Genomic DNA, 12,918 nt, shown 5'->3' on the forward strand with positions numbered 1-12,918 from the left:
ACAAAATTTTATTTTTTAAGACTATTTTCCATAATATCCAAAATAACCTCGTCTGTTTCTTTCATACCTACTTGAGAAAGAATTCCGATATTTTTTATAGTTTCTTCAATATCTTTACCAATTATACCGTCGCCGGGAGTTAAAACCTTTTTGTTCATAGCCAACATTACAGAATCAAAAGCCGCATATACACCATTTGCAATTTTTGTAGCACAAGATGCTTTTGCTCCGTCACAAATAACACCAGAAACACACCCCAAAGAGTTTGTAATTGCGTCAGCTACCACTTGATAGCTTTCACCCTCTATAAAAGCAATAGCACCAGCGACGGCACTGCAAGCACAAATCACTCCGCAATACGCAGATAATCGTCCGACATTTGTTTTAATATGAATAGTCGCTAAATGTGAGAAAAACAAAGCTCTCAATAATGTTTCATTCGAATATTGTTTTTCTATACAATATTTTATAACAGGTAAAGACGCTGCCATTCCTTGGTTTCCGCTACCGCTTGTCGTCATTACAGGAAGTGAGCACCCACTCATCCTTGCATCAGAACCTGCAGAGGCATAGCTTGCACAAATATTTTTGAGTTCTTTTCCATAAATGCCTTTTTGTATGTTTTTTTGTATTAAAGAGCCGATATTAACCCCATAAACCTCATTTAATCCTTCTTCAGCAATTTTACAATTTAACTCAACCACCTTTTCAAAAAGTGGCTTTATATCGTTAATATCTAATTTTTTTGCTAATTCATATATTGATTTAATACTCAATAATTTCCTGTCGGTTAAAGTGGAATTAAAATCAGCATCATTGCAAACTCTTTTTACAATACGTTTACCGTCTTTTTCGATTTTAGTCACATTTGTATGCAGATGTTTGACTTCCACGCTCGCCGAATGACTATTTGCGTATACTTCGACCTTAATATATAATTTTATATCGTTTTTTTCATGAAAAGTTTCGACTTGATGACTGTTAAGATAATTTTTTACAGCATTCATATCGGCAGGCTTCATATGACTGATTACAAGCAGGTCTTTATTCGGGTCACCAAAAAGTGCACCCATAACAGCTGCCGTGTCTATCCCCGGTAAACCACCAGAATTAGGAATAATGACACTTTTAACATTTTTTATCATGTTACCAGAGACAAATATTTTTATTTTTTCAGGTAATTCTCCTAATATTTCTCTTGCTTTTGCTGCGACATAAGCAATAGCAACAGGCTCAGTGCAACCTTCTGCAGGCACAATTTCTTCATTTAAAATATTTATAATATTTTGGTTTAACATTGTGTAAAAATCCTTTTTATGAAATTGTAGCACAATTCATTTATGTGCATGCAACCATAAAAAAGATATTACAAAAAACAATTTAAATAATTAAGCTAAATATTTCAAAAGAATATTCATTATGTCAAATTTTGTATGCAATCCGACAAATCTATCAACTTCTTTTCCGTCTTTCAAAACGACAAAGCTGGGATATCCGCTGATACCGTATTTTTCAACAAGAGCTGGAGAGTCATCACCGTTTACTTGTCCAATCCAAACTTTGTCCATTTCCTCAAGAACAGGCTCTTGCTTTTTGCAAAATCCGCACCAAGGTGTAGAAAATTCGATAAGTTTCAAACCCGATTGAGTTTCCGTGGTGAAATTTTTTTCATCAAGTTTTGTAATCATATAATTCTCCTAATAAAGAGAGCATAATAAATTTTTCAAAATTACGTATTCCCTAGTTGGCTAATTTCGTGCTTGAAAAAATTTATAAAATAGAGCAAAAAAATGTTTGCAAAGTATTGCAAACATCAAATAAACACGAGGATATTAAGAGAGAGAGAGAGAGTAAAAATATTTTTTAATAATCATTTTAATAAAAACTAATGATTATACTTGTATATCGTTGTGGTGAATGTCCCCTTAAAATTAAAATCCCTTGTATTTATATAAACGTTTTTTAAATCTAAAAATTGCCTTTTCTATTGAAAATATTTTAAAAAGTTTTGATTTCTAATTATAAAAGCCGACAATCATTGGGATTGGCGGCTTTTTATACTTGCTGGTTTGGTTGGATTTGTGGCGTTTCTTTTTCGTTTTTATACATTTCCATGACTTCTCGCCATGAATCCGTGAACTCTACGTCATTTTTTAAAACTTCTTGCGGTAGTCCGGCATGGTGAATTAACGGAATAAGCTCGTCTGCTGACCATTTAATAGGTTCTGATTGATTGTCGTCTGTATCGTTGCATATAAAGTTTATTCTTCCGTCAGGAGCTTGCTCTGCACCTATAATCGTTATTTCATGTCCATTGATAACTTTATTCGATTCATCCATTTGGGTATAGCCGATAATTACGTTGTTGTTGAGCTTAAGTGCGTCTAATATATGTTTTTGAACGGTTTTTGCATCACACTCGTAACCGATTAGTTTTCCATCTTCATCCAGTTTTTGGTAAGTAACAGATACTTTAGGTCTACCTTGAGCTACTTCTTCTGTGAAGTTTTTTTCAATGTCTGTTAGACCTCTGTTATCGGGGTTGAATTTTCCGTAACGAGTATCAGTCAATGAGTCATAAGTGTTTTGTGAACCTATATTCATAAATGTTGATTGCATCAAAACGTCCACTAGAGAGCGTTCTTGAGAGTCTTTATATGAATTTTGAATTCTAGCTCTTATGATAGCATTTCTGTCAGGGTGCATATTGATTTCGACTTCATTCCAATTATTTAATTTATAATCGGAATTGAATTCGTTAAGCATCCATATTGCATCTACGGTGTTTGAGGCAATATCAGAAAGCTTTAATGTCTTTTTTACAGAATAATTTTCAGAAGATAAGCCCGAAACCATTCTTGTAAACTCGGCAGGTTGTTTTTGTGCCATGTTAAATTCAATACTTGTTGCAACACAAGAAGCCGAACGTACATTTAAGTCTTCTGACGTGAGAGGCTGCGGTGTCGCAGAGGTCATTAAATCTTGAGCTACAGGAGTCGGTATATCTCCAAAATTTTGTGTAATAGTGAACGGATTTGCGATTGCTTTTATTGTTTCTTTTAATACGTTACCGTTGTCTATTCCTTTTATTCTGGGTTGAGTCGCTATACTGTATAGATTGTCCAGTACAGTCGATTTGTCGTTAGAATTTTGGTCTAACAAAACTCCTGTTTTTAATAAGCTGTTTAAATATGTTCTGTTTTGAGAATCAAGATATTTTGAAATTTCATTATATTTTAATTGCTCGTCTTTTGAGCGTAGAGATGAACTGAAAGCAGGAGCATAAGCTTTTATATTTTCGCTTGAATAACCGGAAAAACTCGGTTTTAAAGGCGTTGCAGCAACAGGAGTAGCCGTTTTTTTTGTTTGCAACGGCGATTGTTGTTGAGCTTGAGCTCTTATGTTTCCTATTTCTGCAAAGTTCATCATAAAATAATACTTTACCCCTTATTTATTCTAAAACACTAATAAGAATAAAATTGCGTATAGAATTTAAATTAATTGGGAACATATGTTTATAAAGGGTTTCAAAACATATATTCTCTATTTTATTATATATTACAATATGTAACGAAAAATAGAAATGCTGAAATCCAAAAATTATATATGTTTTTATTTATATATAAAGTGTAAATACTAAGGAGATACGATGTCAACTTTTTCAGTAACTCGTGCGGCAAATGGTCAAATAATTCTATCAATGCAAAATATGTCAAAGTACAATGTTGCAAATGTTGGTACGATGAGCGGCAATCTTGATTTTTCGCTAGGTCAAACAGGTGACTCCGACGAATCAGTTTTGCAAGTGGCATCAAATACAGGATTAGAATTTAATGCAGCAGGAACTACAGACAGTTTCGAATTCGACGGTAGCGGTGTAGATGCAAAATTTAATCAAAAAGCTGACGCAGCATATAACGTAGCTTGGAATGTAAAAAACGGTAGTTTTGATTCTTCAAAATCTAACAATACTGTTATTTTTCAAGCAGGAGAAGACAGTGCCAACAATGTTATAAAGACAGGTACTTCAACTACAAAATTAATGGATGCTTACAATAACGTAATCGTCGATGGTGGTAAAAACAATACTTATATAGCAGATGACAATTCTTCTAATCGTTATGAAACAACATCAACAAGTGAAACAGCTGCTATTTTGGCTGGTGATGGCAAGAATGATTTCTTTGTTGGCGGCAAAAACGGTGTATTCGTAGGCGGCTCCGGCGTAGATAGATTTATCACTCAAAATGGTACTGCTGATAGAAACTTGATGATTGGTGCTGATGGTGCTGATGAAGTTTATGATTACGGTTCAAATTCAATGTTCATAGGCGGTGCTGGCAAAGATACAGTTGCTGCAAACGGTACTGATGGCTTGTTTAACGCAGGCTTTGATGAAGAAGCAAATGTTTCAATAAAAGGTTCTGGAAATGCAGTATTTACAGGTGCTGAACAAACTGACTCCAATGGCAAAGTGTATAAATACGCTGATATATTAAAGCTACGAGGCTGGGATATGGACAATTTCTTTAAGTTTTCTGACATAGAAGCAAATCCTTATTTTTCACTTGTCGAGAAAGCTTTAGAAGACAATATTAAATAACACACAAGCAAAATTAAAAAGGACTACGAGAGTAGCCCTTTTTGTTTGCAAAAGTTTTGCATTTAAACAAGTTTTTGTGAAAGGTTTACCATTTCAATAGCACCTTTAGCTGCTTCTGAGCCTTTATTTCCTGCTTTTGTGCCTGCTCTTTCGATAGCTTGTTCAAGGTTGTCTGTTGTAAGTACTCCAAACATAACAGGAATAGAATTTTGTAATGAAACTGTGGCTATACCTTTTGAAAGTTCTGCTGACACAAAGTCGAAGTGAGCGGTTGAGCCTTTAATTATTGCACCAAGTGCGATAATTGCATCATATTTACCCGTTTTTGCAGCTTTTTGAGTGATTAGAGGTATTTCAAAAGCACCAGGAACCCATACTACATCTATATTATCGTCTTTAACACCGTGTCTTGAGAGCTCATCAATGGCACCAGAGAGTAGTTTTGAGCCGATAAATTCATTAAAACGTGATATTACGATACAATATTTTTCGTTTGCTGTAGTTAGCATTCCTTCTATGATATTTGGCATTATTTATCTCCATTTATATTCAGTTTAATTTTACACTACAAATGAAAAATAAAAAAGTTCTATGTTTACATAATTTAATGTGTACAAAAAAGGCAATAGGACTAAAAGGTTTGCAATTATTTGTTCTATGGTCTTGCGTGAATGAAATTATCCATACGGTTATCTTGGTGGCGTATTTCTATCTTCTTATTGTAGTCATAAACTTTTTTCAATAGAAAAAGGAGATAAATAATGAAGATAGCCCAAAAAGTTTTGAATAACCGACAAGCATTAATTATTTTATATATGAGTTTAATTTATGGTACCTTCGTAGCCTGCTTGGGGTTAATGTTATAGTGAGGCGTTGTAATTTTTTGCAAATTCAATATCTCTTATAATTTGAGATTTGAGTTGTTGAACATCGAAAAATTTGACTTCGTTCCTGATTTTTGTCACAAAGGATATTTTGATATTTTTATCATAAATGTCCTCTCCAAAATCTAATAAATGAGCTTCTCCGATAAGTTTTAATTCGTCACTCACGGTTGGTCTGTAGCCATAGTTTAAAACAGATTTGTAGATTTTGTTATTTACTTCGATATTAGCAATATAAACTCCTGAAGGGAGTTCTGTTATTTGGTCCGGATAGACAAAATTAGCAGTCGGGAAATCAAGTTTTCGTCCCAATTTTTGTCCTTGAATTACCTTTGCTTTGATAAAGAAATTGTAGCCCAAGAGTTTGTTTGCGAGTTCTAAATTGCCACAAGATAGGGCATTTCTTATTGAGGAACTGCTTGTTATTATGTTGTTGCAGGTAATTGGAGGAATTTCAAAATATCTATAGTTATATTTTGTTTGAAAACTTTTTAAAAAAGAGCTGTTGCCTTGTCTGTTATGACCGAAAGAGTGATTGAATCCGGTCGTAATTGCAATTGGGGAAAAATATTTTATCAATATGTCTTTTAAATAACTTGTAGCTGATAATTTTGCTAAATAGTCATCAAAGCTTACCAAAAATACGTTGTCGACATTGAGCTTTTTGAGTATATTTATTTTGTCTTCAAGAGTAATTATTTGTTTTACCGAATTTTTTGTAATATAGCTCATAGGATGTTCTTTAAATATTACAATTCCTGATTCAGCGTTATTTTCTTTTGCAAAATTAACTGCAGTTTTTATGACAACTTTATGTCCTTCATGTAAACCGTCAAAAAAGCCTAAAGCAAGTGATAAATTCTTTTTTTCAATAAATTGGTTATATATTTGCATATTACAATTATATTAGAAACTTTTTTGAAGCGTAAAAGTTAATATAACTTTATATAATTGTCAAAGTCAAGCAAAACATGAATAATTAGAGTGTTTAATACTAATGTGTGTTTTAAAATAGTTGGAGTAAGTATATGATTGTATATAACAGTCCCTTAATTTCGAGAAACTTAATGTATACATCAAAACAAAAAGAATCAAAAACTGAAAATAATTTGTCCCATGCTCAGCGTAATATGACGAAATGCCCCACCGGAATGAAAATGGGCATATACAACGGTGTACCGTTTTGCTCTTTAATTCAAGATCACCAAAGCTGGGGTGCTTCTGTCGAGAAAAATAAAAAAGTTAATTTCAAGATTGCGACTTTTTCTGATGCTAAAAATGTTTCAGTTGAGCTAAAAGCCAAAGGTGAAGAACCGAAGATTATTCCACTAAAAAATAAAGGTGAAGGCGTTTTTCAAAGCACTGTCAATCCTGATGTAGCAAAAGCAGGTGACCGTTATCGTTTTCTTATTGATAGAGAAGGTAAAAAGATAGAAAAGGTTCGTGACCCTTACTCTATGAAACAAGATTCTTTATCTCAATGGTCGATAATATATGACCATAATGATTATGACTGGAAAGATACAACTTGGATGAAGAATAAAAATGATGCAAAAATAAGCAGACGAGCTAATGCTGAAAATCATTTGAAACCAATTTCTGACTTAAAAATATACGAAGCTCATATCGGAACAATGACTGATGAGGGCTCTTTTGAAGCTGCAAAAAAACAACTTGATAAAATAGCTAAAGATAAAAAATTCAATGCGGTTGAATTTATGCCTGTTGAGAATACTTATGGCTACAACTGGGGCTATGACGGCGTTGATAAATTTGCACCTAATCACACAATGGGCGACCCTGACAAGTTAAAAGAGTTGATTGACCACGCTCATTCTTTGAATTTGAACGTTATTATGGACATGGTTCCAAACCATTTGGGTCCTGATATTCCTGATTTGCAAAATGCCGGTCCATACACTGACGGTACAAATGCTTTCGGTTACAAAATGAATTATGAAAGATGCGACAATAAATATGTACGTGAATATATCTCAAATGCAGCATTGAATTGGGCTACAAACTATCACTGTGATGGTTTGCGTTTGGATATGACGAAATTCATGGACTCTGATTTTACAATGAAGCAAATCGTAGCAGAGCTCAACTATCACTCACCTGATACTTTCTTGATTGCTGAAGACGGCAGAGATAACGACGCTCGTGTTACTCGTCCTTTTTCAAATCAGGAAAAATATGAAAATCAGCATGAACATTGTGCATTTATAGGCAAAATCGCAAATAATCAAGTGTCTTTGGAAAACTTGGGCTTTGATTCTGAATGGGATTTCCCGTTCCATAAACAAATTGCTTCATCAGTTTTGGGCTCTTGGGACGGTCGCTATAGAAATATGGAAAACCTTGATTATGCTGTTAAACACTCAGGCATGCGGGTTAAATATCCTATGAGTCATGATGAAATCGGTAATATTGACGGTACAAGATTAGTGTCAAAATTATTCCAAAAAGAAATGAATTTGTTCTATGACGTTGAAGGCGATACGCCTGCTCAAAAAGGACAAAGAACTGCCCATGCTTCTCATAATGTTGTGAAATCTTTATTAACAGGTCGTTTAGATGATATGAACAGCACCGAAAGACAAAAATTCTATCGTTCAAATCATATAAAGAAAAATTTGGATATTAATGTTATAAAAGATGCCTATGAACGCTCTATTAAACAACATAGGTTGGCTGTAGGTATGACTTATTCGGTTCCCGGACCTAAAATGATTTTCCAAGGCGATGAAGAAGGCAATCAATCTTATTTCAAATTCTTCCGTAAATTTTCTACAGGTTATGAAAAATATTTAGAAGATAAAGGCTATGAGCCAGGCGAGAAAGCATTTTTAGACTCTAAATTGAACAGTGTTAAAGTGGCAGATAAATATAAACATTACATTTCGGAAACGGCTAAATATACTGAAGATTTGAACAATATTATGGCTGAAAACCCTGCTCTTGAAAGCGGTGTTGTTGTGAATACTGTCACCCATCCTTTATCTGAGCTTCATGCTACTCATTGCAAAAAAGACAAAAATGAAATTTTTAGTATTTCAAATTTCAAAAATGAAGCCTATTATAAAGATTATGGAATCCAATTCCCTCGTGGAAAATGGGTCGAAATAAGCAACACTGATGACAAAAAATATGGTGGTTCCGGTGACTTTAAAAATGATGTGATTATTTCAGATGGAAAGAAAACCTCTGATTTATCAATTCCTGAGTATGGAATGATTTATTTCAAAAAAGTTGATTAAAACAAAAAAGCATACTGATGTATGCTTTTTTTATTGATAAAAAACTCAATTATTCTGCGTCTTCAGCGTCTTCGTCTTCTTCGTCCATATTTTGGATAAGTTCTACGATTTTGTTGAACTCGTCGTCATCTTCAATTGCTTCAAAAACGAATTCATCGCCTTCTTTTTTCAATCTCATAAGTACAACTTCAGAATCATCATCTTTTTCGTTAAACTCATCAATTGGAAGTAACAAGCCATATTCAACTTCGTCAACTTCTACAATATCAATCAATTCAAATTTAACTACATTACCTTCTTCGTCCAAAGTTTCAATGATTTGTTCATTTTCATCTTGTTTAGTCATTTGATGCTCACTTTCTATCTAAATATTGTTGCAAAATTATGCAGGCACTTTTTAAATCAACAAGCTGTTTATTTCGTGTGTATTTTTTTCCTTGAAGAGCGAGTATGTTTTCAGCTTGTTTACTTGTAAGTCGTTCGTCTTCAAATATAATTTCAAATTCTTCAAAGTTTTTTGAAAAATCCATACAGTCGTGGGCTTGCTCGCCAATCGTGTTGTTCATGTGTTTAGGTAGCCCGATTATTATTTTATTTATGTCGTTATTATGACAGATTTCTTTAATCTTTGCTATAGCTTCAGGTTCCGGCTCTCGACTAATTGTTTCTACAGGTTGTGCGGTAAACAGCAATGCGTCACTCATTGATATGCCGATTCTTTTGCTTCCTACATCTAATCCTAAAACTCTGTTCATTCTTTTGTCCAATTCATTTCAATGTCTTTTATTATTTTTTCGATGTGTTTTAAAGAGATTTGTTTATTTTCAGTATTTTTTTTGGCTCTGAATATATTTGTGCTAAAAATTGTGTCTTTGGTATTTTGTTTAGTCAAAATTAAAAATTCGTAAACAGAGCGTTTGATGATGCTGTCTTTTAGCTTTTCAAATTGCTTAGTGCTGATACAAAGAGAGGCAATTAGTTTTGCGTCGCTTTGAGAAACCGATGTATCCAGCAAGTATGCTGTGTTGTTAATTCGGTCGATAAGGTCGTTTAAAGTTTCTTTATCCCAAATTTCTGTATTATTTTCAGAGAGAGATTTTTCAATTTTTTCTAAAGAAATTGTTTCATCAGATATATAATCATTCAGAAGCTTTGATAAAGTTTGATTATCAGAGGGAGAGAAGAACCATTTGTCAAAAAATCCTGCTTCAAATAGGTATTCAAAATCATTATCTGATAACTCTTTTTTTTCAATGTTGTTTTTAACATAGTCACTGATTGACAAGTCCTTATTTTCAATGTCTTTCAGTAAAACGCTCCAGCAAACAAATTCATAAGAAATGGCGTTTACATTTTTATCAGCTTTTATCAAGGCATTGTTTATAATTGTTTTACAATATTCTGGAGAAACCGCAATTTTGGGCTCGTTTTTTGAAAATCGTTCAATAATTCTGAGCATTTCTTCTTCTGTTAAGAAATTAAAACCGAAGCAGTCTACAATTCCATCAGTTGGGTTTATGACAATGGCTGCAAGTTGGCGGGATTCGTCATCTCGGGCTCTCCCGATAATTATAGCTTGGTTGTTGTGACCATCTGGCATAGTTGTGTAACAAGCTTCAATAGTTGAATCTTTTAGAATCTTTTTATAAAATTCGAGGGATTTTTCTTTTGTAGCACCCGATAGTTTTAAAAGGTTGGAGCTTTTTTTGCAAAGAGATAAGATTTCCGCATCTTTTGTGTGTTTTTGTAAAAACTCAATGGCATCAAGCGGTATAAATGATTTTGTGTCGCCGATAATTTCAAGAGCACGCTTTTGGATTTCGGGGCTGAAATTAAAGAACAAAACAGGATAAAGTACATTTGCCAATGTATCACCTGTATAATCATCGCCTAAAGAGTTTATGAGGGTCATTTTGTCGTTATCGGGTAATGAGTGCAAAAAATCTAAAAAATCTATTTGGGTTTCCGGGTTAACGATGGCAAATTCAAGTAATTTTTTAGTATCTTCTGCCAGAATTGAATCAGGGTCATCAAAGTAGCTGAAAAATTTATCATAATCGACAGGTGAACCGATATCTTTCAAAACTTTTACGAGTTGATATTTCAATTCATCAGACACGCTTGTTGAGCCTAACATTTCGAGAGCTTTATCTTTAAGATAATCAGTCGGAACAGTTTCTGCCATAGTGGCTTTCAGAACCAAAGAATAGCTATCAGGAGCTTTTGCCAGTTCTTTAACAAGAATTTCGAATAATGTTTCTTTATCTTCAATGTCTTTAATTTGAGTAATTTGTTCAAAGAAATAAGTTGGAGTAAGCGGCTTTTGTCTTTTTAAATCTGACATTACGGACAAAACTTTAGCTCTTATTTGAAGTTTGTTGAGTTTTTGCATTTTAGACTTTGCTCCAGAATATATCGAGAATTTTTTGAGCCTCGCCTGAAGGCATTTTATCGTCAAGAATAAGGTATTGAACGGCAATCATTGTACATTCTGAACAAATGTTAACCCCCGGACCTTGGACCATTTTTACCACTTGAGTATTGGGTCTGCCGCAAAAACTACAATATACGATTTCGTTGTTTTGTTGATTATCATTTTGGTTTATTTCTTTGGCTTTGTGCTCTTTAGCTTTGTGCTCTTTAGCTTTGTCTCTCATATTGGTTAAAGATACAATTTTTTCATCGTCGCTCATTATAACTTATCCATAAAAATTCTACATTAACCATTGTATCTTATTTTGTAGATATTGCAAAATTTTATAAAGTTATTTAAAATAACAATATTGAGAGGATATACTGCATGAAAAAAATAGTCTTATTAATGACAATTCTGTTTGTTTCAGTTTTAACTACAGCGTGTATAAATAATTTTGCGGTGCAAGAGTTAAATAATAAAGCACAAGAATATATGAATGCAGGCGATAACCAAAAAGCGATTTGTCGTTTAAAATCCAGTCTTGATTTAGATAATAATATGTACGAAACCCATTATAATTTAGCTGTGGCTTATATTGCTGAAAAGAACTATGAAGATGCGGTAGCGTCATTAAATAATGTTTTGAAATTGAAACCTGATTTTGTAGATGCTTATTATTCATTGGGAATAGCTTATGAAGAAGAAGCTTATAAGTTAATCAATGGTGAAGACGATAAAGATGTTGAAACAAAAGCCGCTTCTTCGTCCAAAAAACCTGTTGATGCAGAAGAAGTTTGTGTTTTGATTACAAAATCTATTGAAAACTATAATAATTATTTGACTAAAAAAATAGATGCAACTGATGGTGATAAAGTTAATGAACGTATTAGTGCATTAAACCAAGAGCTTAAAAAATATAACCAACAACAAGTTGTACCAACTCAGGAGCAATAATGTTCGCATCTCCCGGAGTGGTTGCTTTTTCGGTTTTTAATTATCCGATACACTGGTATGGAATTATCATGGCTTTGTCCATTTTGACAGGATTGTATGTGATTTCATTAATTAGGCGAAAGTTTTATGCTTCAGTTCCTGCTGATTTTGTTTTAGACTTAGCTTTTTATGTTATATTGGGTGGCGTTTTGGGTGCTCGAATTTATTATGTCTTAGCTGATTATGCCTATTATTCAAAATTTCCGATGGATGCACTTGCTATATGGCATGGCGGTCTATCTATTCACGGTGCTATTATCGGTGGAATTACAGTTGCAGCTATTGTCGTTAAACGATATAAACAAAACTTTCTTCAAGTGGCTGATTTGCTGGTTTATGGTCTTGTTGTGGGGCAGATAATAGGCAGATGGGGAAATTTCTTTAATTCTGAAGCTTTTGGACTTCCTTGCAGTTTGCCATGGAAATTGTTTATTCCAAAAGAGAGTAGACCTGTTGAGTTTTATAATGTTGATTTTTTTCACCCAACATTTTTATATGAATCTTTGATAAGCATTTTTATATTTTTCATTTTGTTTTTTGTTGTTCGTAAATTAGCGAAGGGAAAAGATGGTGTTATTTTCTTTTCTTATATGATGATGTATGGAGTGTCCCGTATTTTTGTCGAATCTATTAGAATCGATAGTGTCTTAAATCTAATGGGGCTTCCTATTGCTGTTTGGGTAAGTGTGTTGTTTCTTATTATTGGTGCTGTTGGGGTAAGCACGATTTGTAAACAATCTGAAAAACATGTGCAAATATAGC

General features: G+C 33.4%; 13 protein-coding genes. 4 read left to right on the forward strand and 9 right to left on the reverse strand.

Features of this window, described 5'->3' with window-relative positions:
- Positions 1-8: 8 nt before the first annotated feature.
- From PHV37_01610 to PHV37_01620, 3 genes are all read right to left on the reverse strand, one after another.
- Positions 9-1,298 carry an L-serine ammonia-lyase, iron-sulfur-dependent, subunit alpha gene (locus tag PHV37_01610; GenBank protein ID MDD3236777.1) on the reverse strand — a complete coding sequence of 430 codons (1,290 nt, stop codon included), beginning with the start codon at positions 1,296-1,298 and terminating at the stop codon, positions 9-11.
- Positions 1,299-1,388: 90 nt separating this feature from the next.
- Positions 1,389-1,688 (reverse strand): thioredoxin family protein, encoded by a 300-nt coding sequence (locus PHV37_01615; GenBank protein MDD3236778.1) that lies wholly within the window; start codon positions 1,686-1,688, stop codon positions 1,389-1,391.
- Between the two features lie 367 nt (positions 1,689-2,055).
- Complete coding sequence (locus PHV37_01620; GenBank protein MDD3236779.1) at positions 2,056-3,429, reverse strand: hypothetical protein; 1,374 nt, start codon at positions 3,427-3,429, stop codon at positions 2,056-2,058.
- Positions 3,430-3,649: 220 nt separating this feature from the next.
- Between PHV37_01620 and PHV37_01625 the strand changes: the two genes are divergently transcribed.
- Positions 3,650-4,603 carry a hypothetical protein gene (locus PHV37_01625; protein ID MDD3236780.1) on the forward strand — a complete coding sequence of 318 codons (954 nt, stop codon included), beginning with the start codon at positions 3,650-3,652 and terminating at the stop codon, positions 4,601-4,603.
- 62 nt (positions 4,604-4,665) lie between these two features.
- Here the strand turns inward: PHV37_01625 and ribE are convergent, their stop codons facing one another.
- Together ribE and PHV37_01635 are read right to left on the reverse strand one after the other, a co-directional pair.
- Positions 4,666-5,133 carry a 6,7-dimethyl-8-ribityllumazine synthase gene (gene ribE / locus PHV37_01630; GenBank protein ID MDD3236781.1) on the reverse strand — a complete coding sequence of 156 codons (468 nt, stop codon included), beginning with the start codon at positions 5,131-5,133 and terminating at the stop codon, positions 4,666-4,668.
- Positions 5,134-5,463: 330 nt separating this feature from the next.
- On the reverse strand, positions 5,464-6,381 hold the full coding sequence (locus tag PHV37_01635) for a bifunctional riboflavin kinase/FAD synthetase (protein ID MDD3236782.1): 918 nt from the start codon (positions 6,379-6,381) through the stop codon (positions 5,464-5,466).
- A 173-nt stretch (positions 6,382-6,554) separates the two neighbouring features.
- Here PHV37_01635 and PHV37_01640 point away from each other — a divergent pair, with 173 nt between their 5' ends.
- A complete protein-coding gene (locus tag PHV37_01640; GenBank protein MDD3236783.1) occupies positions 6,555-8,747 on the forward strand; it encodes an alpha-amylase family glycosyl hydrolase in 2,193 nt (730 codons plus the stop codon).
- Between the two features lie 49 nt (positions 8,748-8,796).
- Here PHV37_01640 and PHV37_01645 read toward each other — a convergent pair whose 3' ends face one another.
- The 4 genes from PHV37_01645 to PHV37_01660 are packed head-to-tail and all read right to left on the reverse strand — an operon-like array spanning position 8,797 to position 11,440.
- A complete protein-coding gene (locus PHV37_01645) occupies positions 8,797-9,093 on the reverse strand; it encodes a DUF1292 domain-containing protein (GenBank protein ID MDD3236784.1) in 297 nt (98 codons plus the stop codon).
- A 7-nt stretch (positions 9,094-9,100) separates the two neighbouring features.
- Positions 9,101-9,502, reverse strand: coding sequence for a Holliday junction resolvase RuvX (gene ruvX, locus PHV37_01650; protein ID MDD3236785.1), 402 nt, complete (start codon positions 9,500-9,502; stop codon positions 9,101-9,103).
- Positions 9,499-11,139, reverse strand: coding sequence for a hypothetical protein (locus tag PHV37_01655; GenBank protein MDD3236786.1), 1,641 nt, complete (start codon positions 11,137-11,139; stop codon positions 9,499-9,501). The genes ruvX and PHV37_01655 overlap by 4 nt, the downstream gene beginning before the upstream one ends.
- A 1-nt stretch (position 11,140) precedes the next feature.
- Entirely contained in the window at positions 11,141-11,440 is a 300-nt protein-coding gene (locus tag PHV37_01660; protein MDD3236787.1) for a ClpX C4-type zinc finger protein, read from the reverse strand.
- Between the two features lie 107 nt (positions 11,441-11,547).
- Between PHV37_01660 and PHV37_01665 the strand changes: the two genes are divergently transcribed.
- Both PHV37_01665 and lgt read left to right on the forward strand, forming a co-directional pair.
- Positions 11,548-12,117: a tetratricopeptide repeat protein gene (locus tag PHV37_01665; protein MDD3236788.1), complete on the forward strand. Its 570-nt coding sequence runs from the start codon at positions 11,548-11,550 to the stop codon at positions 12,115-12,117.
- A complete protein-coding gene (lgt, locus tag PHV37_01670; GenBank protein ID MDD3236789.1) occupies positions 12,117-12,917 on the forward strand; it encodes a prolipoprotein diacylglyceryl transferase in 801 nt (266 codons plus the stop codon). Before PHV37_01665 ends, lgt begins: the two co-directional genes overlap by 1 nt.
- Position 12,918 lies beyond the last annotated feature (1 nt).

It is taken from the genome of Candidatus Gastranaerophilales bacterium (genome assembly GCA_028693235.1).
Classification (GTDB): domain Bacteria; phylum Cyanobacteriota; class Vampirovibrionia; order Gastranaerophilales; family Gastranaerophilaceae; genus JAQUVW01.

Bases quoted from the DNA above. Each gene is read 5' to 3' on its own strand.
- PHV37_01610 (MDD3236777.1), bottom strand. From the start codon at position 1,298: ATGTTAAACCAAAATATTATAAATATTTTAAATGAAGAAATTGTGCCT.
- PHV37_01615 (MDD3236778.1), bottom strand. From the start codon at position 1,688: ATGATTACAAAACTTGATGAAAAAAATTTCACCACGGAAACTCAATCG.
- PHV37_01620 (MDD3236779.1), bottom strand. From the start codon at position 3,429: ATGATGAACTTTGCAGAAATAGGAAACATAAGAGCTCAAGCTCAACAA.
- PHV37_01625 (MDD3236780.1), top strand. From the start codon at position 3,650: ATGTCAACTTTTTCAGTAACTCGTGCGGCAAATGGTCAAATAATTCTA.
- ribE (MDD3236781.1), bottom strand. From the start codon at position 5,133: ATGCCAAATATCATAGAAGGAATGCTAACTACAGCAAACGAAAAATAT.
- PHV37_01635 (MDD3236782.1), bottom strand. From the start codon at position 6,381: ATGCAAATATATAACCAATTTATTGAAAAAAAGAATTTATCACTTGCT.
- PHV37_01640 (MDD3236783.1), top strand. From the start codon at position 6,555: ATGTATACATCAAAACAAAAAGAATCAAAAACTGAAAATAATTTGTCC.
- PHV37_01645 (MDD3236784.1), bottom strand. From the start codon at position 9,093: ATGACTAAACAAGATGAAAATGAACAAATCATTGAAACTTTGGACGAA.
- ruvX (MDD3236785.1), bottom strand. From the start codon at position 9,502: ATGAACAGAGTTTTAGGATTAGATGTAGGAAGCAAAAGAATCGGCATA.
- PHV37_01655 (MDD3236786.1), bottom strand. From the start codon at position 11,139: ATGCAAAAACTCAACAAACTTCAAATAAGAGCTAAAGTTTTGTCCGTA.
- PHV37_01660 (MDD3236787.1), bottom strand. From the start codon at position 11,440: ATGAGCGACGATGAAAAAATTGTATCTTTAACCAATATGAGAGACAAA.
- PHV37_01665 (MDD3236788.1), top strand. From the start codon at position 11,548: ATGAAAAAAATAGTCTTATTAATGACAATTCTGTTTGTTTCAGTTTTA.
- lgt (MDD3236789.1), top strand. From the start codon at position 12,117: ATGTTCGCATCTCCCGGAGTGGTTGCTTTTTCGGTTTTTAATTATCCG.